Origin of the sequence: Nitrososphaera sp., assembly GCF_037447015.1 — an archaeon.
Taxonomy (GTDB): Archaea; Thermoproteota; Nitrososphaeria; order Nitrososphaerales; family Nitrososphaeraceae; genus Nitrososphaera.
Map to the genome: position 1 here is coordinate 3,519 of NZ_JBBIHK010000011.1, position 20,586 is coordinate 24,104.

Below are 20,586 nucleotides of genomic sequence, written 5' to 3' on the forward strand. Positions count from 1 at the left end.
GCTTGGCTGAAAGGTGAAAAGCAGGTATCCAAGGGTTACGAGCGTTATCTTCGCCATTCCATTCGCAAGAAGCTCCACGTCTTCCTTAACGAAGAATTCCCTCTTGTCAGGCAGTTCATGAGCTCCGGTGGTGTAGTCCGGCTAAGCATTGGAGCCCTCGGAGGCGGAGTTAGTGCTGATGCTAACGCCGTTAGAGCCAGCGCTAACGCTGGCAACTACGGCGATAGACTAAACGAAAAAGCGGACATTTTGAGCGCAAAAAGAAAAAATGAGAAAGTGCTCCGGCCGGGATTTGTTCCGACGGGGAGTTACCCCACGTCGTTTGAACCCGGGATCTCCGCCTTGAGAGGGCGAAATGCTTAGCCGGACTACACCACCGGAGCCTGCAGCTGCTCATGTCAAACGCACTTCATAAAAATGTAACTTTCCCGCCCTTTTCTGGCGCAGCGCGCCGAAAGGGAAATAATCTGCGCCACGACTAGCTGGCCTGTATTGCCCACCCTCGGCACAGTCGAACTTGAGGCCTCGGCAGACGCCGCATACGATGCACTGCTGGCCGCGTGCAAGGATGCAGGGGCCAAGGTCGAGCAGTCAAGCGCCGAGCTGCGCGCTGTCGAAGGCAAGTCGGGGATGATGTGGATGAAGAACAGGTTTCCCTTTCGCTTTTACGCCCGCATAGCGCCGGGCAAGGAGAGCGGCAGGGCGGTGCTGCAGGTCTATGACTTTAGCCCTGTGGCGCCCGACAGGCGCTTCATCGAAGTTCTTGTAAAAAAGGTCGGCACGGCGGTGAAACTGGCCGGCGAAGTAGACTATGAAACCGTCGAGGACATAAAAAGCGCCGCCGGCCAAGCTGACGCCGCAAAAAAAGAACAGGACGCTGCTGATGCTGCATCATCAGCAGCGGCGCCACCTGTACCATCTGTGGCAGAAGAAGGGGGCCGCCGCCCCAATCAACAGTCGCCGGCAAGCGCGGCGGGGAGCGCGAAAATCGTGGCGGCGCACCTGAAGCTCGTGGTGGATACCAGCAGCATCGGGACATACAAGTACGGCATAAAGGCAGTGGAAGGGGGTGGCCCCTATGCCGCGGCAGACAGGATGGTCGTCTTCCCGATAGAGGCCGGCAACGTCATCCGCTTTTTCAAGGGCGACTTTTCACTGGGCGAGTTGCCTATACACTCGCTTGAGAGCATTGCTGCCACCACAGACCGGGAAAAGGGGCTGCTGGGAGAAAAGACGAACCGCAAGGTCACCCTGGCCTACAGGAGCGACGGTCCAGAGGGCCGGCCGCTGGTGTCAATGACGCTTGACGTCGAAGACGACAAGGCCGGCGCCATCGTCGACCAGCTTGCGTCGCTCCGCAAGCTGGAACTGGAGGGCACGTATTTCAGGTATCTGAACCTGGAGTACCGGGCGGACGGCAGCAGCTGGGCGCCCACTGTGGTATTCTATGCCACGCCGTTTTTGGCCCCTGGCGAGAGGGTGATCTGGAGCGAGTACGGGACTGAGGGCCTTTTCTCCAGACGCTACAAGTGGCTCAAGGCGGTGACAAACTTTAGGGCCATCTATTACGACTTTGAGGCGCACCGGGCCGACGCCGTGATGCTCCCCGGAGTCGGCGACGTACTTGTGACAAACAAATGGACAGAGACCAAGACGGAGCGTTCCACAGACGCCGGATACAGGGTGCGCTACATGGGCCATAGCCGAAGGACAACCCAGGCCAAGACATCGCGCACGGTCTACGGCAACGTCCTCATCATGCATGGAGGCCACCCCTTCATGAAGCTGGCGTCCGTGAAGGATCCTGATGGGGTGGCCGCGATGATAAAATATGCGGTGGCCGAGTCCAAGTCCAACATCCGGGGTGCAGGCAAAGAACCCGGCGCCGGACAGGAGGAGCCTCCCCGGGCTGCCGGGCTGGAAGAAGCGTCCCATGCGGGAAAGCGGCGGCGGCCGCCGGAAGCAGCAGAGGCAGACCATGCCGCTGCCGCCAGAGGCAGCGGCATGGTCTGCCCTAGGTGCGGCTCGCAAAATGCCGCCGACTCGATATTCTGCAACAAGTGCGGCTCGAAACTGGACTACAAATGCCCCAGGTGCGGCCGCAGGAACGCCACGGACGCGCGCTTTTGCAACCAGTGCGGCTCGCAGCTGTGACACGTGACAATGCTTTTATCGCCTGTCCGCCAAAGTAGCCCTGTTACAGGAACAGGCGGAGCGAGTGAGCGGCACAAATGGGCATCCCTGAAAAGATCAAGGCCATACAGGACGAGATACACAAGACCCAGATAAACAAGGCCACCGAGTTCCATATCGGCCTGTTAAAGGCCAAGATAGCCAAGCTCAAGAGGGAGCAGGAGGCAAACATACACGGCCGGACGGTCCACACGGGCGGCGAGAACGCCGGCTTTGACGTTCGCAAGGCCGGCGACGCGACGGTAGTGCTGATAGGACTGCCAAGCGTCGGCAAGTCCACGCTTTTGAACAGGCTCACAAACGCCAAATCTAGGGTGGCGTCGTACCAGTTCACCACGCTCACCGCGGTGCCCGGAATGATGGACTACCGCGGCGCCAGGATACAGGTGCTCGACCTGCCAGGCATCATCGAAGGCGCGGCTGCAGGCAAGGGCTTTGGCCGGCGCGTCATATCCGTTGCAAGGGGCGCAGACCTCGTGCTCCTCGTGCTGGACGTGTTCCAGCCGCAGCACGTGGGCCTTTTGAAAAGAGAGCTTGCAGAGGCCGGCATAAAGCTGGACGAGCAGCCGCCTGACGTCGTGATCGAAAAGACCTCGACAGGGGGGCTGTCGATAAACTGCCAGGTGCCAATCAAGATGGAGGAGCGGTCTGTAAAGGAGATAGCCCGCGTCTACGGCATCCACAACGGCAGGATAATAATCAGAGAGCCGGGCCTCACGGACGACCAGTTCATAGACGTGCTGTCTGAAAACAGGGTCTATACAAAGTCGCTGGTGCTCCTCAACAAGATAGACCTGGTCAACCAGGGCTTTGTCAAGGAGGTGCAGTCGCAGATAGGGAACAACTTTTTGCCAATCTCTGCTGACGCCAACATCAACATCGACGCGGTGAAGGAGGCGATATACAACAAGCTCGACTTTATCCGGGTCTACATGCGCCCCAAGGGCGGCGAGACCGACTACAAGGAGCCCATGATAGTGCAGCGCGGCTCGACCGTTGGCGACATTTGCAACAAGATACACCGCAGCATGGCGAGGAACTTCAAGTACGCCCTGGTGTGGGGCAGCTCGGCCAAGTTCGACGCGCAAAAGGTCGGCCTCGACCACGTGCTTGCAGACGAGGACGTGCTCACGATAGTAAAGAACCCCGGCGCCCTCTAGCCCCCGTTAGCTAGTTTTCGGCGACGATCTTGCCTCTCATGCCGGGGTGGAACGAGCAGAAATACTCGTAGGTGCCGGGCTTGTACGCCACGATTGCGGCGTTAAAGTGCTGGCCACCCTTGAGCGGCGCGGTGTTGACGTTCAGTATCCCGCCTGCGGAATCTTTTATCTGGAGGTCGTGCGTGACTGCGTCCTCGTTGACCACCACCAGCTTTTTGGGCACGTTGACGCTGACGCGTATTTCGGGGTTCGTGCCGTTGAACGTGCTCCTCTGCGCGACAAGCAGGATCCCCTCGACGCTCAGGGCGCCTTCCTCCTTTTGCCGCTCGCCCTCCTTTGACAGGTTGCCGTAGGCCCACAGCCCGCCTACCACTATGAACGATATCGCCACGACTGCTATGACGTTGTTGCGGACGGACACGCCAAGACTGGCTGGCAGGAATGCACTTTTATCCGTTTAGGATATTTCTTTTCTCTTTTTCTTTTGGAAAAAGGGCTGAAATGGAAAAAGGGTGAAACAAAAAAGGAAAAACGAACTGCATCCGTCGTCAGAACGCAGCGTGTGTGTATCTGTTTGTATTCTGTATGTATGTATGTATGTCCGTTAGTTTGCAGGGTTCTCGGCCGGGGCGGTCGTAGCTGCTGCTGATGCGCCGTTGACGATCTCGGCAGTCGCGAACCTCGGTCCGATCTGCGTAACTCGGATCTTGGCGTTCTGACCTACCTTTCCGTCCTTCACAAAGATTACAAATCCCTGTATCCTTGCGATTCCGTCACCTTTGCGGCTGATTTCCGTGATCTGCACGTCGTATTCCTTGCCAGATTCTACTGGCTTTGGACCAAAGTTGTCTCTTCTTCCGTAACTCATACGTAAGTAAAGCCACGCCTGCACCATATATAAACCATGGAAAGCCTGCACCTCCGCTGTGGGTCTGGCTGCGCACACGCCCCTCACTGCTCTGCGCCCGGATTTTCGCTGGCCGTTAGGATAAAAATTCAATAGAATCCTTTCATTGATTCCATGCATGGCAGCAGGACGCTCGTCCGCGCTGGTGGTGATGGCGCTTGGCATGGGGATGCTCTTTTCCATGCTTTATGTTTCTGCCCAATCGGGCAGCGGCAGAATCGCCCACGATCCGCACGTCATTCCGACAGCGCCACAGGTATCGCAGCTTGGAGCGATAGAATCTGCCGAGAACCATCTGCTTTCCAAAGTGCGGGGAGCGCAAAACATAAGGCTAGAGTTTACGCTCTACAATTTCTCGCAGCAAAAGTTTGAAGCTGACAGGGAATACGCCAAATACAGGATGGAACGCCTTGAGTGGCGCGGCTGGCCGCTCTCGCAGGTCAAGGAAAATCCCGATCTTCTGAATCTGGGCCTGTTCTTTGTGCACGCAAACCAGACGCAATATTTTGTAAACTCCACTAGCCGCACTTTTACGGTGGTGTGCGAAAAACCCTCGCTTACCTGCCCTCTGCCAGTAAAGGCTGTGGAGGCAGCAAGGGACAGGCTGGTCTACAGGGCCGTGCTTACGTGGGAAGGGCCCCCGATCCCGATAAACGAAAGCCTGTACCTGGTCGATGCGGAAACCGGGGAGGTGGTGTGGAGCTATGTCGATTTTGAGATGCACAGGCTGCCGATGCCAAACGTAAACTTTGACAACAAAACAATGAGCCAGATATTCAAAGAACGGGTAAATCCTCCCCACGCCTTGAATGTAGACATTGAAGAGGGGGCGTCTCTAGAAAGCTCTCAAAGGAGCTATCTGCCAAAAGAAGTGAGAGCCACGGTTGGGATGGACAACAAAGTCATCTGGACAAATAGGGATATCGTTCCGCAGTCCGTAGTCTCTGACTCTGGCTATGTCGACAGGCTCACCGGCAAGAAATTTGATTCGGGGCTGATACCGCCGGGTGGCACATTCGAGTTCGTATTTACAGAGCCGGGAGAATACCCGTACCACGGGGAGCCGCATCCGTGGATGAGGGGGAAAGTGACTGTGGTAGAGAATTTCGCCTAGCCTGGTTCAAGTCTGTCCCTGCGCCTGACAACCAGTGGGAATCGCTATTGTGCGGCAGGCTCTTTCTGCGTTCTTCTAGGAGCCGATCCTCATCCCGTCGTCGCACACAGAGCGCAGGCACTCTATCGCCGACAGGACCGCAAGGTAGCTGGTCTTGGGGTTGCCCGGCGACGGCACGTTGCTGACCGTAAAGCGGAACTCACCAAAGCCGCCCTTTGCGGTGATCTCGTGCTGGTTCGTGGTCGCGGCGGGGTCTGCCACTATGCGCACCCGCGTCTTTTCAAAGCCGATTCCTGCAAGGCTCAGCACGGCCGCGACGTTGACGTTTGCCGGGAACAGCCTGACTGCCTCTGCCGCCGGCCCTTCATAAACCTGCGTCCGCTCCTTTACCTCTTCCAGCTTTACTTTGCCGGTCTCAAAGAACGGCGCGCCCGCAAGCGCCTTTGGGCTCTTGGTGGTGGTGAGCATGACCGACTCCAGCAGGCCCTTCGCAGCCCTTATCGCGTCGATACCCGCTATGGCGCCGGTGGGGACGTATATCCTGCTGCCGTTTTCGGCCGCCGACTCTTTCAGGCCCGCCAGCAGCTCGGGGTCGGCAAGCGCGCCCACGCTCATTACCATGATGTCCTTGCCAGATTCCAGGATTTTGGCGGCAAACCTCCTCACGGCCTCCTGCGACGCCGCCTCCACAACGATGTCGCAGCCCGTGCCGACGAACCGCTCAAAGTCTGCGTGCGACGACGGCTTTGACCGCAGGAGCTTTTTTTTCAGCCCCTCGGCGCTGCCGGGCACGGCGTCAAAGAGCGAGACGAGGCTTGCGTTGCCCACCGAGCCGCCGTCGATTGCCATTGCGAGCTGGCCTCCGATGGTGCCGCAGCCTATGATGCCTACCTTCCTTTCGAGGGGCATGTTGTTACAGTAAAATGAAAAGGAGGAGGGGGATTTTACCTTTTGCCGTTATGTGTGCGTGTGTGTATTACCTTCTTGGCCCGCGGCGTTCCGGCTTTTTCTGGCCCGGGAGGCGCTTTTTCTCAAAACGCTTGATGAAATTGTTCTTGTTCCTTTCCCTTGCTATCGGGCTTGAGCGCGGCTTGGCCTGCACCTTTGGGGTCTGGCCTCTTACCTTGCCTGCCTTTGTGAGCGATCCGTGTGTTGGCATCGATTATCTACTCTCTCTTGGGAGCCTGTATGCGCTCCAGTGCTTATAATTGTATTCATTGTTCCAGGCACTCGTACGTGCGGTAAATGTGGCAAGTATTGCCTGCAATACCCATCTGGCAGGCACGCATGTCCTGAATTGTACTGGTTTAAATGTAGATGCAATAGATCTGTAGCTGCATACACATAGACATGACCATGCTCGAAACCGACTTTAGGCGGCAGGTCCTGAAGCTGAAGGAGGAAAGGAATGCCGTCATACTGGCCCATAACTACCAGGTGCCGGAGGTGCAGGACGTTGCCGACTTTATTGGCGACTCGCTTGCGCTCTCGCGCAACGCGGCGTCCACAAAGGCAGACCTCATCGTGTTCTGCGGCGTGCACTTTATGGCCGAGACCGCTTCGATACTGTGCCCCGACAAAAAAGTGCTGATACCCGACCTTGAGGCAGGGTGCTCGCTTGCGTCTGCCATAAACGCCGACGAGCTTGCGGCCTGGAAGGCCGAGCACCCTGACGCAGTCGTCGTCAGCTACGTCAACACGAGCGCCGAGGTAAAGGCGCTGTCAGACTATTGCTGCACGTCTGCAAACGCCGCCAAGGTGGTGGCAAGCATCCCTGCAGACAGGAAGGTTCTGTTCCTGCCAGACATGTTCCTTGGCGCCTATGTCGCAGAGGTCACGAAAAGGAAGAACATGTACATCTGGCCCGGCGAGTGCCACGTGCACGCCGGCATAAAGGCGGAGGACATCAACAAGATGCTGGCCACGCTCAAGAGCGCCGACTTTTTGGTGCACCCGGAGTGCTCGTGCACGTCTTCCACGATGTACCACATGGCAAAGGGCGACCTGGCGCAGAAAGGCCACGTGCTCTCCACCGAGGGGATGATGAGGCACGCAAGGTCGTCAGAGGCCAGGCAGTTCGTGGTGGCTACAGAGACCGGCATACTGTACAGGATGAAAAAGGAGAACCCCGACAAAGAGTTCATACCGGTCAAGGAGGACGCCGTCTGCAAGTACATGAAAAAGATAACGCTCGAGAAGGTGTACAACTCGCTTGCAAACAACGTCTACGAGGTCAAGGTCAAGCCGGACGTGGCCGACAAAGCCCGGCTGGCAATCGACCGGATGCTTGCAATCTCTTGATCAGCCTTTTTTCTTCTCTTTCTCTTTCTCTTTTCTAGTCGCCGCTGCAAGGATCTCAAGGCTATAGTCGACTGCTCTTGGCGAGTGGGTGATGTAGCCCATCGAGATGTAATCGGGGCGAGCCCTGGCGTACTGCCTGATGTTCTTCTTGGTCACGCCGCCCGAGACCTCTATCAGGGCTCTTTTGCGCAGGCCAAGTTTCGTTATCTCTCTTATGGCCCTTGCAGCCTGCGCCGGCGTGAAATTGTCAAGCATCACCACGTCGGCGCCTGCCTTTACGGCCGCTATCGCCTCCTCCTGGTTGCGGGCCTCGCACTCGACCTTGATGGCCGAGCCGACCCTGTCTTTTGCAAGCTTTATGCACTCGCCCGGCGGCCCTGCGACGACCAGGTGGTTGTCCTTGATGAGCACCATGTCGTCAAGGCGCATCCTGTGGGCAAGCCCGCCGCCTGCAAGCACTGCCTTTTTGTCAAACAGGCGCAGCCCCGGCGCGGTCTTGCGCGTCGCCGCGACCCTGACGGGCCGGGCAAGGTCTGCAAGCGCCCGCGTCTCGGTGGCAATGCCGCTCATCCTCATGAGCATGTTGAGCGCGGTGCGCTCTGCCTTCAATATCGCCCTTGCCTTCCCGGACACGAGCATGACGCGAGTCTTTTTCTTCCTTGTCAGCGAGCCGTCGCGGGCAAGCAGGTGGCAGGAGCAGCCGCACATGTCAAAGATTGCCGCCGCCTCCTCAAGGCCGGAGATTGTGGCGCCTTCAGTCTTGCAGACCACCTCTGCTTCTGCGTCAACGCCTTCGCCGATTATGCTGTCGCTTGTAATGTCGCCCCTCCCTACGTCCTCTTCGATAAAGCGTGCGAGGGCCTGCCTGACCTGCAGGAACGACTCTAGCGGCAATTGCGGTTCTTCAGCCGGCAACTAGGATACCTTGAGCGCGTACCTGCTGGGCGCGGTTATCTCGAGCGTGCTTGCGACAAGCGACTTGGCTGGGTCGAAGATCAGTATGATGCCCTGCCAGTCGGGGCTCAGATCCGACGACTTGCAGACGGGGCACACCTTGCCGGTGGTGAGGGCCTTGCACTTGCGGCACGCCTTTTCCCTTGCCATCTATTGCTTGCCGCCTCCTCCTCCTCCCTTGCCTTTCGGAGCTGGAGCCGCAGGCTGCGCGCCGCCCTTTGATTTCTTGATCTCTTCCTGGATCCACTCTAGCGCGCCAAGGAACGGCTGCCTGCACGTGATGCCTATCTTGCCCATGCCTGCGCCCTTGCCGAGGCTGACTGCGGTGATTCGGGCCCTTATCTTGGACCCGATCTTTAGCGACTTGGCAGACTGGTTTGCGACTATCATGCCCTGCTTGACGTCGCTCTTTAGGTAATCGTCGGTAATCTGCGACAGATGGAGGAGCGCGTCGGTCGGGCCTATCCTTACAAACGCGCCAAAGTCTGTAATCTCGACGACTTCGCCCTCGACTATCTCCTGCAGCTTGGGGTAGAACGTGAGGGCTTTGAAAGTGACCTTGTGGTACGTGGCGCCGTCGCCGGCGACCAGCTTGCCAACCGAGCTGACCTCGGCGTCGGTGATCATGACGACATAGCCAACGTCTGCCGAGAGCATGCTCTCGTACTTTTCCTTCAGAATGGATATAGCGGCATCTTTGAGAGAGTTTGTCAGCCTGTTGGGGGGAATCCTGACGACGTCGCTCATGTGCACTATGGCAAACATAATATACGCATCCTCTTGCAAAATGTTGATTTATGAACTTTTGGATTGCAATCGTCTAAAAATTTCTATCCTGCCGCAACCTCACTCCCTGCAGGATAGGCTGTACTAATATCACGATTTAAATATCGTGCAGGGAAAAAATTCGACAGATGGTTACTGTCGACCAAGTCCTGAGCTCGCTCAAAAAGGTCGTAGACCCCGAGCTCCACAAGGACATCGTATCAATGGGAATGATAAAGGATCTCTCGATAAATGACGGCAAGGTGGCGTTCACGCTGGAACTGACGACGCCGGCCTGCCCGTTCAACAGCGACATCGAGCGCGACGTGCGCGCCGCTATTGCGTCGATAGGCGTCAAGGACCTGAGCATGAAGGTGACTGCCCGGGTCATGGAGGGCAGGGCGCTCAACCTCGACGAGCTCTTGCCGGGAGTAAAGAACATCATCGCAGTCGCGTCGGGCAAGGGCGGAGTCGGCAAGACCACAGTGTCTGTCAACCTTGCACTCGCACTTGCCAAGACCGGCGCCAGGGTCGGCCTGCTTGACGCAGACATTTACGGGCCAAGCGTGCCTCTGATGCTCGGGCTCAAGGCGCAACCCGAGGTCGTGGACAACAAGATCCAGCCGCCAGAGATGGCCGGCGTCAAGGTGATCTCGATGGGCTTTTTCTACGAGCAGTCGCAGCAGGCCGGGATATACAGGGGGCCCATCGTTTCTGGCATCGTCAAGCAGTTTCTGACGGACGTGAACTGGGGCGAGCTCGATTATCTGATAATAGACCTGCCGCCGGGGACCGGCGACGCGCCGCTGACAATTGCGCAGACCATCCCGATCACGGGCATCCTGATCGTCACCACGCCGCAGGACGTGGCTATGAACGTGGCTGTAAAAGCTGTGGGCATGTTCAACAAGCTCAACGTGCCCATAATAGGCGTGGTAGAGAACATGTCCTACCTGATGTGCCCGCACTGCAACGAGCAGATATACCTCTTTGGCAAGGGAGGCGGCAAAAAGATAAGCGAGGATTTCAAGATCCCGTTCATTGGCGAGATACCGCTCCACCAGCAGATACGTGCGGGGAGCGACACCGGCAAGCCGACTGTGCTTTCAGAGCCGGACTCGTTCCAGGCGCAGTCGTTTGACAAGGCAGCCAAGGTCATCGCCGGCAGGATAAGCATAATCGCGGCCGAGCTGCGCGCGCAGGAGGAGGCGGAGAAGAACGCTTCTTCTGCTGCTACTACTACCTCCGCCACGGCTGCAGAAAAGCCGCCAGCTTGATAAGCGCCCTGTCACAACAGCAAGGCGTTGCATTTGACGCCTGACATCCTGGCAGAGCTGAAAAAGCCGTTTGGCACCCTGATACCGGACGCGCAGGTCACAAAAGAGCGGGTGCTTGGAGAGATCAAGGGCGCGCCAAAGATGGTGGCAGTCGGGGACGCGACCACTGAAAGGTTGATCTCGTTTGGCATGACGCCCGACGTTTCGGTTGTGGACGGCCAGGAGCGCAGGGGCCGGCGCAGCCCGCCGTCGTTTCAGGCAAAGGAGCTGAAATGCAGGAACCCTGCCGGCACGATCTCAAAGGCCGCGGTGCAGGTGTTGAAAAAAGCGCTCTCTGCAAAAGGGCCCGTGCGCGTTCTGGTGGACGGCGAGGAAGACCTGCTAGCATTGCCAGTCTTTGCGATGGCCCCCGACGGCTCTGCCGTCCTGTACGGCCAGCCGCTTGAAGGGCTCGTAGTCGTCAGGGTGGACGCTGAAAAGCGGAAAAAGGCTAAAGACTTAATGGACAGGATTGGTCTGCAAGACTAGCACACGAAAGGGGTATGATGATGTGGTGGCTGGCTGACACTAGCGGATGATTGAATATACCACTTTCTGACCCCTCAAAGAAATAATCTCTATCAATCAGCCGTCGCAGCCGCACCCGTCGCTGCTCATGTCGTAGGTGCCGATGTGGTATTTCTTGGCGCACCCGTCGCACACGCTCTTGCCATAGTCTATCTTGGCGTTGCAGAAGGTGCAGACCATCTCTGCTGTGAGGGGCTTCAACAGTAAAGATGAAGGGCTGATGATTTTTAAGTCTTGTGTGCGCTCTTGCGCCCTTTCTTTAAAAGGCTAAAAAGTGAAAAGGCCAGTGCGTCGCCTCTACATCGGGGCGATGAGTATCTTTGGACGGTTTGGCGTGTTATGGTGGCACTTCTTGCCGCAGATGGGGCAGTTCTTTCTGTCCAGGAATATGCACTGGCAGATGTGGACCTTCATGTAACTTTCAGCTGCCTTGGTTCGCTCGCCAGTGCCGTTGCAGAATGGGCATTGCGAGTCTGTAAGCTCGATCATGCCTTTGCCGGAGCAAATGGGGCAGCGCTCTGCCTCTTGCATCATTACACCCGCTAGCAACAGCTATCCATATTTAAGTGAAGCGATAATCCACTTTGTAGGAGTTTTATGGTTGCCCTCTGCAAGTACGAGAGCCCGGAAATGGCATAGTCAAATTCTCATATCTTGCTTCTAGGTTTTGTACGACATCTTGAAATTCTTGATCTGTATGCTGCAACAATAACAATTATCGACGATCCTCGGGTTGTGGCTGCCTGCATATCTGCTCTGGCGACGCGGCACAGGCAGCGGCTGATCGTTTAAGAACGGGTGCGCCGGCTATGCTAGCCGTGGCAAGGCACCCAAGGGGGTTCTGGCGGCTGTGGGGCTACTCTGTCGGCTTTTACGGCGTGTGGGTCGCGCACGCGGGGCGCAGGATGGGGCTGTTTGCCGAACTCGCCAAAAAGCCGGCCAGCGCATTGGAGCTTGCAAAGAGGTCGGGCCTTGACGGGAATGCTGTGGGGGCTTGGGCGTCTGCTGCCGTTGCGCTGGGCTTTGTGGACAGGGAAAGCAAGAGCGGGCTCTTGCGCATGAGCAGAGAGATGAAAGAGATGCTGCTTGACGAAAAGAGCCCTCACTACCTTGGCGGGCAGTTCTCGTACATTGCCCTGCGCAGCCTGGAATACGGCGGGCTGGACGACCTCTTTAGGTCGGGCAAGACGCGTGACATGGCGCGCACTTTTGAGGCCATCGAGCAGGCAACAGACTGGGACCACAACGCGTTCCTGTCGGCCATCCGCAAAAAGGGAAAAAGAAAAGGAAGCAGTCTGCACGCCATGCTGTCAGGCGGTTGCAGGCTGCTGGACGTAGGCTGCGGGACCGGCACCCTCATCGAGAAACTGTCCAACCTCTACCCGCGCTCGTCGTTTGTGGGCGTCGAGCCTTCGGAAGAGGCAGCGCGCAAGGCGATGGCTGTCGCGGCAGCGGCGGCCGCTGCTGACATAAAAATAGTGCACATGGCCGGCGAGGGCATGGAGTTTGATTCCGAGTTTGACATCTGCTACCTGGGCGAGTCGCTCTATGCGGCCGGCGACAAAAAGGCGGTGGTGGCAAACTGCTACCGGGCGCTGAAAAAAGGCGGCGCCGTGGCTATCGTGGAGGGGCTGCTGCCCGCTGCCGGGGACAGGAACCTCGACTTGGAAAGCCGCCTGATAATGGGGATGCAGCTGGACTTTGCGCTGCAGGGCCACTGCTTTATGACGAAAAAAGAGGTCGAGTCCCTGCTGAGAGTGGCGGGCTTTGCGCGCGTCTCCTTCTCTGACCTTGGCGGGTCGCTGTTCCTGGTGATTGCCTGGAAACGCTGATCTCGGCCGGCCAGTCGGTTAGTCAGCGCCAAGCATGCCGAGCATGTCAAAGCCCTCTTCGGACTTGGTCTTGATCTCGGCTATCGATATCAGGTGGCCGTCAGGATCTTCGATCACCGCGTGCTTGCCAAACGGCTCCTCTTTTGGTTTCTTGAAGAACTTGACCTTCTTTGCCTTCAACTCCTTCACGGTGGCGTCCATGTCGCTCACCATGAACCCTACCAGCATGCCAGTGCCAGAGCCCACCATGCTCCTCTTTTTGGCCGGCGTAAGCGCAAGCACAGTCCCGTCCTTGAAGAACTCGGTCCAGTCCTTGGACTTTGTCTTTAGCGGAAGCCCGAGCGTGTCCTTGTAGAATTTGATCGATGCCTGCATATTGGATACGAGTAAGATGACGGCGCCCACCTTGCGAAATGCCATGTCTCTCAATACACCAGCCGGTGATCGGGGGAGGTAAATTAAGAACTTATCTATGGTTTTGGCAGTGCCGATGGACAAAGAGCGAGCTGCTGGTATTCTCCGAGATCTTTTTGGCAGGTTGGGAAGCAGCAAAGAAGAGAAAGGGAAGTTAACTTGACTTGTGGAAATGTAAAAATACACCGGAAACAGATACAGTATTCCCATGGACAAGGTAATTTCGCCTCTTGTCGTAGCCGCCATCTTGCTCTTTTCAGCCGTGGCGGCTGCCGTCCTGCCTTCCTATGCGCAAGAGGCAGTCACTGTTAGCGTTATTACTGATAAACCATCTTACAAAAGTGGCGAGGATATCAAAGTAACTATCACGAGTAACACGACCAATACCGTCTTCGCAACTTTTGAGTTGTTCGATCCGACCGGAAAGATGTTGCAGGATGAAAGCTTTGGATTCAATGCCCGTGCATCGTTTATTATCGGAGCACATTTCAGTACAGGTGGCACATACAAGGCAGTTGTACGAGGGCAGAGCTTTAACAGTGAGACATTCTTTACTTATGAAAATACCCCAGCAAGTCCAGAACAACAACCCAGCCCTCAGTCTGCTTCTTCTGATACTCCTGCGACTGAAGGTGTTTCGCGTGTGGAGATAGTGCCGGGCGCGACTAACAAGGCTGATAAGGCATATTCTCCAAATCCTGTCAAGATCCAGCCTGGAACGACACTTACTTGGGTAAATGCCGACTCGGCTGCACACACCGTTTCTTCAGGGACGGCATCCAAGCCGACCAAGGATTTCGACTCCAAGATAATGGGGCCAAAGAAAGAGTATAGCTTCCAATTCGTGAAAGAGGGCACTTTTGACTATTACTGCCAGCTGCACCCGACGATGGCGGGCAAGATAGTGGTAGACAGGCAAGCGGCTCCTTCTCCTACTACTGGGCCCGTTGATGTGGCGCAAAGCTCCGATAACTCGCAGATGCTTTCTCCACCAGATGAGTCCGCGCCGTCATCCGCTATTCCCATTCCTGACTTTGGGGTCACTGCAACAAGCTTTGTCAAGGCCAAGAGTACCAGCATAACGGTCAAGAATCTTTCAACAGGGGGTGTGATGGTATACGACTTTACAGTCGTTCTGCCAGAGGGCTCGACAATCAAGAAGGTAAAGGCGCCGCGTGGTTGGACTGGTGACGTGATAGACAACAGTGTGATATTCTCCACAGAAGGGCGCCCGCTTGAAGAGGGAAAGAAACTCAGCTTCAGGATTTACTCTGCGTCGCCAATAAGCCAGTTCGACTGGCAGGCCTACAGCGAGGACGGTGACCTGCTGAAAGAAGGATCTGTTGCTGCCCGAGTGCGCTAGAGATGAGTAAAAAGACAACAGTGTTATTGATCGCAGCCACGGTTGCCGTCGTGTTCATTGGCATTCTGGTTGCGGACTCGCTGGACTCTCTCATGTCACCAAGCTCCAAGGTGCTGGCAGGAGATTCCTCCAGCAGGATAACGGGGGTAACCCAGTATTATGCAATAAAAGATGGCAGCCTTTACAAGGTGCGGTTTAGCCTGACTGATGCAGAAAATGCCTTTGCAGCTAGCGATGCACATGTGAAATTCGTTGTTATCGATGACAACACATACGAATATGACACTATGATGCCTATCTACAAATCGCAGCGGTCTGATGCAGCTGATAGGGTGGCATCAGCAAAGGAGGATCTAAACCGTGCCTTTGTGGAATACGGGCCGGAATCTGAATACGTCTCTGAAGCAGCTAGGTGGGTCAAGGCGGCCGAGAAAGATGCTGCTGCGATAGACCAGCAAATCAAGGCTTTGGAGGAAGCAGGGCGACAGCGGATACTCTACACGGAGGAATTTGATGTCCGGGCCCCAGATTTCCGTGAATACGAAATCATCATGACTGGCAACAAGATCTTTGCGTACATGTGGCAGATTGATGCCTCCGAGTTTGAAACTGATGACACCGGCCTGACAAAAGCGCAGATCTGGGTGACTCTACCCAATGGCAAAACCTTCAGTGCAGAAACAATACTGCTTTGATTGATTGATAGTTCGCAACTCTTCCTCTTTTTCCTTTTTCTCTGTTGTCGGGCAACTTTAAAGCGGATGCTGAGGTCAATATCAATGCCAAGGACAATGCCAATCCAGTCGTAGAGAGTTTTGCAAAGAGGACAAACAAAGCCTGGCGACAGTACCGCAGCGAGCAGCAGGCAGCGGAGAGAGCGGCCGAGCTAAATAACAAGGCAGTATTTGCCTCCGCCAGAGTAATTCCGTCTGCGGGTCGCATTGCCGGCCAGGCGACCAACATGTACGCAAAATGGTCACTCATCCAGCTCCGGCAGTCAGATGTGGCGCGAAATGTCAAGGAAGCTCAGGAGGACCTTAGCAGGGCAATTGCAACCAACGGACCCGACTCTGAGCAGGCTAATCTCGGGAAGCTGAGCGCTGCCATGAGTTTTACTGGAGCGATGGCCTGCACTTGTGGCTTTCTATCCTAGGTTCAGCAGCGGCGGTCATTGGAGGTGCGATGGTTGCCGATGAAATCGACAAGTACCTGCGGGATCAGGGGAGTAATTGCAAAATGACGAACACGGGTATGCATGTATGACCATAGCCAACCCCTCTGCTCCGCCTGACCCCTCAATCTGCTTCTGTATCTTCTTTCTTGCCTGCCTTGGTGCGACAGCTGTTTGGAAAACAAAATTACAATAACTTTTGACCGTCCCATCTGCCGCCGGTCTCCGCTAGGTTTCGCCTCTAACGTCAGCTGAACTATCTCTGCACCGACCCGTGCCTGAAGCCGGGGCACGGGCATGGCATCCCTCTGCCGTCCACGTAGCTGCAACCCTTGTGGACCTGCGACGCGTCCCTGCTCCCAAGGCCCCTTGCGTCGTTGCTGAAATGCATTGATAGCGGATGCCCGCAGTGCGTGCAGTCCATGCCAGTTGCCGATTCCATAGATGGCTTCTCTCCCTCTCTCTCCCTTGCTGTAAATCGCTGCCGTAGATAATATGTGTATATGTATATGTGCGTGTGAGTGCGCGTGAGCGCGTGTATGTGTGCCCGCAGAGTTATGGCGCCGCCCGGCCGCGCTCAGGCGTACCTGGCAATGTCGTGCTCTGCCGGCTCCAGAAGAGTGCTGACCTTGAGCGTGATATAGTCGGCGTTTGCTGACCTGTTCAGGACGAGCCCTACAAACCCGCTTGGTGGGACGTGGAGCAGGAGCAGCTTGGCAAAGTCGTGGTCGACCAGCACGCACCTTGTCTTGCCAAAGACGCTGTCTGTGAGCTCTGCCATGCCAAACATTATGGCGGCCCATGCGCTGGAGCTCTTTTCAATGTCGTCTGTGATTTTGAATTTCTGCGCAAACCCATCCCTTGCCGCAGACTCGACCATGTTGAACTTGTCGTCCATCAGGCATGCGGCAAGTATGTTGTCGTCGCTGGCAAGTACATGCTCTGACGTAGAAATTACCAATACAAAAAGCCCCACTATGAATCCAGTTATTAATCATGCAGTAATCCTGTTCTAGTCTATTTGGTCGCGGCAGTTGCTATCAGCACGTCCCAGGGCAGGACCAGCCTGCCGTTTTCGCGTGCAAAGGGGCGCGCGCTCTGCTCGGCGTCTGCGCGTATCTTTTCCACAAAACCGCTTGCCTCCACCCTGGGCCAGATTGCAGCGGCCGTCGTCGTCGAATAGTCGGACCAGTACTGGCCAAACATGCCTGCGTCGTATTCGAACGTGAACCTCCTGACTGAAACGTCCACAAAGCCGGCCGACTCGATCACGCTCTTCAGGCGGTCAGGGTCGCCAAGGCGCGTGACTGTCGGGGCGCCCTCCTGCCCGATGCCCGGCACGTGCCGGGTTATGGCATCCATCATGATGCCAAAGTACGGCACGCCTTTTGCGTCGCCGTGGACTGCCACCGCAAGCCTGCCCTTGCCGCCCCTTTTCATCAGGCCGCGTATCTGCGCAAGCGCCCCGGCAGGCTCGGGAAAGAACATCAGCGCGTACTGGCACACCACCCTGTCGAACAGGCCGGGGCGCAGGCCGGGATGCTCGGCGTCCATCTCTGCAAAATGGCCCTGCGGGTTGTTTGCCCTTGCGATTTCAAGCGCCCCTCTTGCAAAGTCAAAGCCTGCCAGCGTCCCATCCGGGCCAAGCCTCTTTGACACCTCTGACGATACGGCGCCGGTGCCGCAGGCCACGTCAAGCACCGCGTGGCCGCTGCGGATGTCTGCCGCGTCTGCGAGCTCTTTTGTCGACCTGAACGGGCCCCTGCCGCAGCCGGCCCACCCGTCGTGGTAGTCGCGGGCCCGCCTGTTCCAGTTGTCTATCGAGTCCTGCTTGTACCTGACAGGGTCGTACACGCAAAAAAGTTTTATTTGCTGACTAATTAATCATGCACGTTAAAAAGAGAGAGATAGAAAGAAAATGAAGGAGTTCCGCGTCCTTGTCACGTGCCCGCTCTGCGGCGAGTCGTTTGATTCTGACTACAAGCTGGTAAAGCACAGGAGCAGGAGCCACCCCTCGGCGGTGATGCAGCAGGCCGAGGGAAGGACGGGGTGGGCCGGAGGCGGCGAGCACGGATGCAGCTGCGGCAGCAGCAGCGGCCATCATCATCACAGTGATCCGGAGCAGCAATGACTCCTCTCCCTGCGGAAAAACTGTTTTTCATATACCTGGCCAAGGCCGACGAGTGGCAGCGCATGCAGCAGGAGGACTGGGAATATGTCTCATCGATGGCGCGCTTTTTCCACTGGTGGCTCAGGCGCTATTTCGACCTGTCGATAAACGTAGAGGCCGACATACTGCCAGTCATTCCGGGCAAGCTGTTTGACAGGATGTCGCTTGCGTACCTGCTGCGCGACCACGAAGAGCGCGGCAAGGACGTCTACCACTTTTACCTTGCGTATTTCAAGCCGTTCTTTACCGACTGCCAGACGGAGGGCTATACGACCCCCAATTTCGGGATGGTGCTCTGGGACAGGCCGGACGACCCCGGCGTCGGCGAGACGAAACGCTTTGCGCTCTTTGCGTCAGAGAACTGCCCGCGCGTTTCGCACGTGCTTGCCCATGAGGCGCTGCGCATGAAGGGCAAGAAAAAGCAGCAGTACTTTGACAACGTCCACAAGGTCTGGCTACAGCACAGGGACAAGTGCAGGCCGTACCTGTACTTTGACAGCCAGTTCAAGCGCGTCAACAGCGACGGCTCGTACCGGTTTGCCACCATAGACGCGACCGACCTCTGAGAAAAGAAGAAGAAGAACAAGCTCGCAACGATTATCTGTCTCGCCAGGCTGCTGCCGGCTCGTTGCCGCCATCGTCGCAGGGAATCAGGCTGCTGGCCGTGCTTGTCAAGGTCGGCGCCATCGTGTCCACGGCCGGCGTCGCGCTGCTTGTGGCGTTTGTAGCCGTCCTTTTGGCGTTTCCGGTTATCAAAGAGTGCTACGACAACGACAACAGCAACGATGGCAACAGCAGCAAATGCACGTACGAGTCCACCGCACCAAGCGGCCTGCGCGACATAGTGAGCCCCGGCTTTCTGGCAGCCTCGCTGCTCACTATCGCGGCCGGCATCGTGATGATCCGCTACAGCCGGTGGAGAGAGCCCCGGGTCCAGACTTAGGCTGGCCGCCCGCCCCGCTTTTTAAATATCGGCGCGCCGGGATCATTGCTGGAAGAGGAAGGAGAAAGAAAGAAAGATTGGTTTCGTTCACAAAGGCTGAAAAAGAGTTCCTGCTCCAGAACGAGGCGTGCAGGGTGGCGACGTGCCACGACAACGTGCCCCACGTCGTGCCGGTGTCGTACGTGTTTGAAGACGGGCTGTTTTATTTTGCCACAGACCTTGAGACCCGCAAGCTGGAAAACATCAAAAAGAACGGCCGCGTCGCGCTCGCAGTCGACATCTATGACAGCTCTGTGGGCAACAGGGCTGTGTGCGTGCAGGGGACTGCGGCGCTGATAGAGCGCGGGCCCGAGTTCAAGAGGCTGTACGCGGTGTTCCAGAAAAGGTTCGAGTGGGTCCGGCGCGACCCGTGGAAGGAGGATGAGGCGCCCTTTGTGCGGGTGACCCCAACCAGCAAGGTCAGCTGGGGACTGTCAAGATAGTGCATGGTGCGCACATAACATGTCTACTCTGCGCAGGAAATTCGACGACGCTGCCGGCAGGGTGTGCAAGGCTGTGCTGCCCATCCGGCACGAGCTCTACGAGGGCGCAGCCGGCAACGACGGCAGGGTGGCCATATGCACGCTTGGGAGCATCGGCCTGCTTGCGCAGATATCGCAAAGGCCCGAGATAATGAGCAGGGTCGCGCTCGCCGGCAGGCTGCTGTCCGAGAACAAGGGGATAGACGCCATCGTCCAGTACGCGCTGGCGCACCCGCGGCTTGAGCGCATTGTCCTCTGCGGCAGGGAAGTCAAGGGCCACATGGCCGGCCAGGCCCTGCTCTCCCTTTACAGAAACGGCACCGACGGCAGCAGCGGCAGGATAATAGGGGCAAAGGGGCCCTACCCTGTCCTTGCGTCCACCGCGCAGCAGGTGGCGCGCTTCCGCAGCCAGATCCGGGAAATTACAGACGCCGTGGGCGAGACCGACATTGAAAAGATAGCGAGGCTGCTGTAATGCTGATACTATTTTTAATAGCCCGACGCCTGCCTGTCACGGTTCACCTTGTTTTTCTTTTTGTATTCGGCAAGTATGTCTGCCGGCGCCATGCCCAGCTCTATAGACGCCTGCACGACGAAATGCCATATGTCTATTAGCTCCTCCCGGGCGGCCGCTTCGTCGAATCCTGACGGCTTTTTCCACCACTTCCAGTTTGTGAGGCGCTGGAGTTCAACAGCCTCGTGGATTATCGCCGTCGAGAGCGCCGAGACCCTGCCTTCTGCAGAAGCTGGGTAGCGAGAGAGATCCATCATGGCGGCAAGCTCTTTCTGCATCGAAAATATGGCTTCAAGGGTGTCGTTTTTTCCGTCGGCCATCAGGAGCATTCTCTGCCCCCGCTAAAAAAAGATTGGCAGTAACAACCCGACTATTGACGAACGCCTGCAAAAGCTTTAAGGCACCGGGGGAATAAGCTGT

29 protein-coding genes and 1 tRNA gene are annotated in these 20,586 nt (G+C 56.8%); 15 read left to right on the top strand and 15 right to left on the bottom strand.

Features of this window, described 5'->3' with window-relative positions:
• Positions 1 to 277: 277 nt before the first annotated feature.
• Positions 278 to 383: transfer RNA gene (locus tag WKI84_RS05860), tRNA-Glu, on the bottom strand.
• 109 nt (positions 384 to 492) lie between these two features.
• Between WKI84_RS05860 and WKI84_RS05865 the strand changes: the two genes are divergently transcribed.
• The gene (locus tag WKI84_RS05865; protein WP_337862597.1) at positions 493 to 2,154 is read left to right on the top strand and encodes a zinc ribbon domain-containing protein; all 1,662 of its coding nucleotides are present in this window, start codon (positions 493 to 495) and stop codon (positions 2,152 to 2,154) included.
• Between the two features lie 77 nt (positions 2,155 to 2,231).
• On the top strand, positions 2,232 to 3,353 hold the full coding sequence (locus tag WKI84_RS05870) for a GTP-binding protein (RefSeq protein ID WP_337862598.1): 1,122 nt from the start codon (positions 2,232 to 2,234) through the stop codon (positions 3,351 to 3,353).
• A gap of 10 nt (positions 3,354 to 3,363) precedes the next feature.
• Here the strand turns inward: WKI84_RS05870 and WKI84_RS05875 are convergent, their stop codons facing one another.
• Together WKI84_RS05875 and WKI84_RS05880 are read right to left on the bottom strand one after the other, a co-directional pair.
• Positions 3,364 to 3,774 carry a cupredoxin domain-containing protein gene (locus WKI84_RS05875; RefSeq protein ID WP_337862599.1) on the bottom strand — a complete coding sequence of 137 codons (411 nt, stop codon included), beginning with the start codon at positions 3,772 to 3,774 and terminating at the stop codon, positions 3,364 to 3,366.
• 183 nt (positions 3,775 to 3,957) lie between these two features.
• A complete protein-coding gene (locus tag WKI84_RS05880) occupies positions 3,958 to 4,221 on the bottom strand; it encodes a TRAM domain-containing protein (RefSeq protein ID WP_337862600.1) in 264 nt (87 codons plus the stop codon).
• Positions 4,222 to 4,378: 157 nt separating this feature from the next.
• Between WKI84_RS05880 and WKI84_RS05885 the strand changes: the two genes are divergently transcribed.
• Positions 4,379 to 5,374: a plastocyanin/azurin family copper-binding protein gene (locus WKI84_RS05885; protein WP_337862601.1), complete on the top strand. Its 996-nt coding sequence runs from the start codon at positions 4,379 to 4,381 to the stop codon at positions 5,372 to 5,374.
• 75 nt (positions 5,375 to 5,449) lie between these two features.
• Here the strand turns inward: WKI84_RS05885 and WKI84_RS05890 are convergent, their stop codons facing one another.
• Positions 5,450 to 6,283: an aspartate dehydrogenase gene (locus WKI84_RS05890; RefSeq protein ID WP_337862602.1), complete on the bottom strand. Its 834-nt coding sequence runs from the start codon at positions 6,281 to 6,283 to the stop codon at positions 5,450 to 5,452.
• A 67-nt stretch (positions 6,284 to 6,350) separates the two neighbouring features.
• The gene (locus tag WKI84_RS05895) at positions 6,351 to 6,533 is read right to left on the bottom strand and encodes a 30S ribosomal protein S30e (RefSeq protein ID WP_337862603.1); all 183 of its coding nucleotides are present in this window, start codon (positions 6,531 to 6,533) and stop codon (positions 6,351 to 6,353) included.
• A gap of 191 nt (positions 6,534 to 6,724) precedes the next feature.
• Between WKI84_RS05895 and nadA the strand changes: the two genes are divergently transcribed.
• Positions 6,725 to 7,675 (top strand): quinolinate synthase NadA, encoded by a 951-nt coding sequence (gene nadA / locus WKI84_RS05900; protein ID WP_337862604.1) that lies wholly within the window; start codon positions 6,725 to 6,727, stop codon positions 7,673 to 7,675.
• Here the strand turns inward: nadA and nadC are convergent, their stop codons facing one another.
• From nadC to WKI84_RS05915, 3 genes are read right to left on the bottom strand one after another with little or no spacing between them, the layout of a single operon-like run.
• Positions 7,676 to 8,590 carry a carboxylating nicotinate-nucleotide diphosphorylase gene (nadC, locus tag WKI84_RS05905; protein WP_337862605.1) on the bottom strand — a complete coding sequence of 305 codons (915 nt, stop codon included), beginning with the start codon at positions 8,588 to 8,590 and terminating at the stop codon, positions 7,676 to 7,678. It abuts the gene before it with no gap.
• Positions 8,591 to 8,779 (bottom strand): transcription elongation factor subunit Spt4, encoded by a 189-nt coding sequence (spt4, locus tag WKI84_RS05910; protein ID WP_337862606.1) that lies wholly within the window; start codon positions 8,777 to 8,779, stop codon positions 8,591 to 8,593. It abuts the gene before it with no gap.
• The gene (locus tag WKI84_RS05915) at positions 8,780 to 9,394 is read right to left on the bottom strand and encodes a DNA-directed RNA polymerase (RefSeq protein WP_337862607.1); all 615 of its coding nucleotides are present in this window, start codon (positions 9,392 to 9,394) and stop codon (positions 8,780 to 8,782) included.
• 149 nt (positions 9,395 to 9,543) lie between these two features.
• On the opposite strand from WKI84_RS05915, the gene WKI84_RS05920 reads away from it, so the two are divergent.
• The gene (locus tag WKI84_RS05920; RefSeq protein WP_337862608.1) at positions 9,544 to 10,671 is read left to right on the top strand and encodes an Mrp/NBP35 family ATP-binding protein; all 1,128 of its coding nucleotides are present in this window, start codon (positions 9,544 to 9,546) and stop codon (positions 10,669 to 10,671) included.
• 33 nt (positions 10,672 to 10,704) lie between these two features.
• Entirely contained in the window at positions 10,705 to 11,199 is a 495-nt protein-coding gene (locus WKI84_RS05925; protein WP_337862609.1) for a GTP-dependent dephospho-CoA kinase family protein, read from the top strand.
• Positions 11,200 to 11,295: 96 nt separating this feature from the next.
• Here the strand turns inward: WKI84_RS05925 and WKI84_RS05930 are convergent, their stop codons facing one another.
• Both WKI84_RS05930 and WKI84_RS05935 read right to left on the bottom strand, forming a co-directional pair.
• Entirely contained in the window at positions 11,296 to 11,439 is a 144-nt protein-coding gene (locus tag WKI84_RS05930) for a hypothetical protein (RefSeq protein ID WP_337862610.1), read from the bottom strand.
• Between the two features lie 96 nt (positions 11,440 to 11,535).
• Positions 11,536 to 11,772 (bottom strand): hypothetical protein, encoded by a 237-nt coding sequence (locus WKI84_RS05935; protein WP_337862611.1) that lies wholly within the window; start codon positions 11,770 to 11,772, stop codon positions 11,536 to 11,538.
• Positions 11,773 to 12,056: 284 nt separating this feature from the next.
• Between WKI84_RS05935 and WKI84_RS05940 the strand changes: the two genes are divergently transcribed.
• Entirely contained in the window at positions 12,057 to 13,070 is a 1,014-nt protein-coding gene (locus WKI84_RS05940) for a methyltransferase domain-containing protein (protein WP_337862612.1), read from the top strand.
• Positions 13,071 to 13,088: 18 nt separating this feature from the next.
• On the opposite strand, the gene WKI84_RS05945 is transcribed toward WKI84_RS05940, so the two are convergent.
• Complete coding sequence (locus WKI84_RS05945; protein WP_337862613.1) at positions 13,089 to 13,490, bottom strand: VOC family protein; 402 nt, start codon at positions 13,488 to 13,490, stop codon at positions 13,089 to 13,091.
• A gap of 202 nt (positions 13,491 to 13,692) precedes the next feature.
• Between WKI84_RS05945 and WKI84_RS05950 the strand changes: the two genes are divergently transcribed.
• From WKI84_RS05950 to WKI84_RS05960, 3 genes are read left to right on the top strand one after another with little or no spacing between them, the layout of a single operon-like run.
• Positions 13,693 to 14,847: a plastocyanin/azurin family copper-binding protein gene (locus WKI84_RS05950; RefSeq protein ID WP_337862614.1), complete on the top strand. Its 1,155-nt coding sequence runs from the start codon at positions 13,693 to 13,695 to the stop codon at positions 14,845 to 14,847.
• Between the two features lie 2 nt (positions 14,848 to 14,849).
• A complete protein-coding gene (locus tag WKI84_RS05955) occupies positions 14,850 to 15,542 on the top strand; it encodes a hypothetical protein (RefSeq protein WP_337862615.1) in 693 nt (230 codons plus the stop codon).
• Positions 15,543 to 15,586: 44 nt separating this feature from the next.
• Entirely contained in the window at positions 15,587 to 16,000 is a 414-nt protein-coding gene (locus tag WKI84_RS05960) for a hypothetical protein (protein ID WP_337862616.1), read from the top strand.
• Positions 16,001 to 16,274: 274 nt separating this feature from the next.
• Here the strand turns inward: WKI84_RS05960 and WKI84_RS05965 are convergent, their stop codons facing one another.
• The 3 genes from WKI84_RS05965 to WKI84_RS05975 all read right to left on the bottom strand — a co-directional run bounded on the left by WKI84_RS05965 (position 16,275) and on the right by WKI84_RS05975 (position 17,872).
• The gene (locus WKI84_RS05965; RefSeq protein WP_337862617.1) at positions 16,275 to 16,460 is read right to left on the bottom strand and encodes a hypothetical protein; all 186 of its coding nucleotides are present in this window, start codon (positions 16,458 to 16,460) and stop codon (positions 16,275 to 16,277) included.
• A 135-nt stretch (positions 16,461 to 16,595) separates the two neighbouring features.
• Positions 16,596 to 16,979 carry a hypothetical protein gene (locus WKI84_RS05970; RefSeq protein WP_337862618.1) on the bottom strand — a complete coding sequence of 128 codons (384 nt, stop codon included), beginning with the start codon at positions 16,977 to 16,979 and terminating at the stop codon, positions 16,596 to 16,598.
• Between the two features lie 56 nt (positions 16,980 to 17,035).
• Entirely contained in the window at positions 17,036 to 17,872 is an 837-nt protein-coding gene (locus WKI84_RS05975; protein ID WP_337862619.1) for a methyltransferase domain-containing protein, read from the bottom strand.
• Positions 17,873 to 17,936: 64 nt separating this feature from the next.
• On the opposite strand from WKI84_RS05975, the gene WKI84_RS05980 reads away from it, so the two are divergent.
• From WKI84_RS05980 to WKI84_RS06000, 5 genes are all read left to right on the top strand, one after another.
• Entirely contained in the window at positions 17,937 to 18,149 is a 213-nt protein-coding gene (locus WKI84_RS05980; protein ID WP_337862620.1) for a hypothetical protein, read from the top strand.
• Positions 18,146 to 18,754 (top strand): hypothetical protein, encoded by a 609-nt coding sequence (locus WKI84_RS05985; protein ID WP_337862621.1) that lies wholly within the window; start codon positions 18,146 to 18,148, stop codon positions 18,752 to 18,754. The genes WKI84_RS05980 and WKI84_RS05985 overlap by 4 nt, the downstream gene beginning before the upstream one ends.
• Positions 18,755 to 18,816: 62 nt before the next feature.
• Complete coding sequence (locus WKI84_RS05990) at positions 18,817 to 19,131, top strand: hypothetical protein (RefSeq protein ID WP_337862622.1); 315 nt, start codon at positions 18,817 to 18,819, stop codon at positions 19,129 to 19,131.
• A 77-nt stretch (positions 19,132 to 19,208) separates the two neighbouring features.
• On the top strand, positions 19,209 to 19,613 hold the full coding sequence (locus tag WKI84_RS05995; protein ID WP_337862623.1) for a pyridoxamine 5'-phosphate oxidase family protein: 405 nt from the start codon (positions 19,209 to 19,211) through the stop codon (positions 19,611 to 19,613).
• A gap of 19 nt (positions 19,614 to 19,632) precedes the next feature.
• Positions 19,633 to 20,127, top strand: a complete 495-nt coding sequence (locus WKI84_RS06000; RefSeq protein WP_337862624.1) for a hypothetical protein — start codon at positions 19,633 to 19,635, stop codon at positions 20,125 to 20,127.
• A 14-nt stretch (positions 20,128 to 20,141) separates the two neighbouring features.
• Here the strand turns inward: WKI84_RS06000 and WKI84_RS06005 are convergent, their stop codons facing one another.
• Positions 20,142 to 20,486 (bottom strand): dUTPase, encoded by a 345-nt coding sequence (locus WKI84_RS06005; protein WP_337862625.1) that lies wholly within the window; start codon positions 20,484 to 20,486, stop codon positions 20,142 to 20,144.
• Positions 20,487 to 20,586: the final 100 nt, after the last annotated feature.

Bases quoted from the DNA above. Each gene is read 5' to 3' on its own strand.
- WKI84_RS05870 (WP_337862598.1), top strand. From the start codon at position 2,232: ATGGGCATCCCTGAAAAGATCAAGGCCATACAGGACGAGATACACAAG.
- WKI84_RS05880 (WP_337862600.1), bottom strand. From the start codon at position 4,221: ATGAGTTACGGAAGAAGAGACAACTTTGGTCCAAAGCCAGTAGAATCT.
- WKI84_RS05885 (WP_337862601.1), top strand. From the start codon at position 4,379: ATGGCAGCAGGACGCTCGTCCGCGCTGGTGGTGATGGCGCTTGGCATG.
- WKI84_RS05890 (WP_337862602.1), bottom strand. From the start codon at position 6,283: ATGCCCCTCGAAAGGAAGGTAGGCATCATAGGCTGCGGCACCATCGGA.
- WKI84_RS05895 (WP_337862603.1), bottom strand. From the start codon at position 6,533: ATGCCAACACACGGATCGCTCACAAAGGCAGGCAAGGTAAGAGGCCAG.
- nadA (WP_337862604.1), top strand. From the start codon at position 6,725: ATGACCATGCTCGAAACCGACTTTAGGCGGCAGGTCCTGAAGCTGAAG.
- spt4 (WP_337862606.1), bottom strand. From the start codon at position 8,779: ATGGCAAGGGAAAAGGCGTGCCGCAAGTGCAAGGCCCTCACCACCGGC.
- WKI84_RS05915 (WP_337862607.1), bottom strand. From the start codon at position 9,394: ATGTTTGCCATAGTGCACATGAGCGACGTCGTCAGGATTCCCCCCAAC.
- WKI84_RS05920 (WP_337862608.1), top strand. From the start codon at position 9,544: ATGGTTACTGTCGACCAAGTCCTGAGCTCGCTCAAAAAGGTCGTAGAC.
- WKI84_RS05935 (WP_337862611.1), bottom strand. From the start codon at position 11,772: ATGATGCAAGAGGCAGAGCGCTGCCCCATTTGCTCCGGCAAAGGCATG.
- WKI84_RS05945 (WP_337862613.1), bottom strand. From the start codon at position 13,490: ATGGCATTTCGCAAGGTGGGCGCCGTCATCTTACTCGTATCCAATATG.
- WKI84_RS05950 (WP_337862614.1), top strand. From the start codon at position 13,693: ATGGACAAGGTAATTTCGCCTCTTGTCGTAGCCGCCATCTTGCTCTTT.
- WKI84_RS05955 (WP_337862615.1), top strand. From the start codon at position 14,850: ATGAGTAAAAAGACAACAGTGTTATTGATCGCAGCCACGGTTGCCGTC.
- WKI84_RS05965 (WP_337862617.1), bottom strand. From the start codon at position 16,460: ATGGAATCGGCAACTGGCATGGACTGCACGCACTGCGGGCATCCGCTA.
- WKI84_RS05980 (WP_337862620.1), top strand. From the start codon at position 17,937: ATGAAGGAGTTCCGCGTCCTTGTCACGTGCCCGCTCTGCGGCGAGTCG.
- WKI84_RS05985 (WP_337862621.1), top strand. From the start codon at position 18,146: ATGACTCCTCTCCCTGCGGAAAAACTGTTTTTCATATACCTGGCCAAG.
- WKI84_RS06000 (WP_337862624.1), top strand. From the start codon at position 19,633: ATGTCTACTCTGCGCAGGAAATTCGACGACGCTGCCGGCAGGGTGTGC.
- WKI84_RS06005 (WP_337862625.1), bottom strand. From the start codon at position 20,486: ATGGCCGACGGAAAAAACGACACCCTTGAAGCCATATTTTCGATGCAG.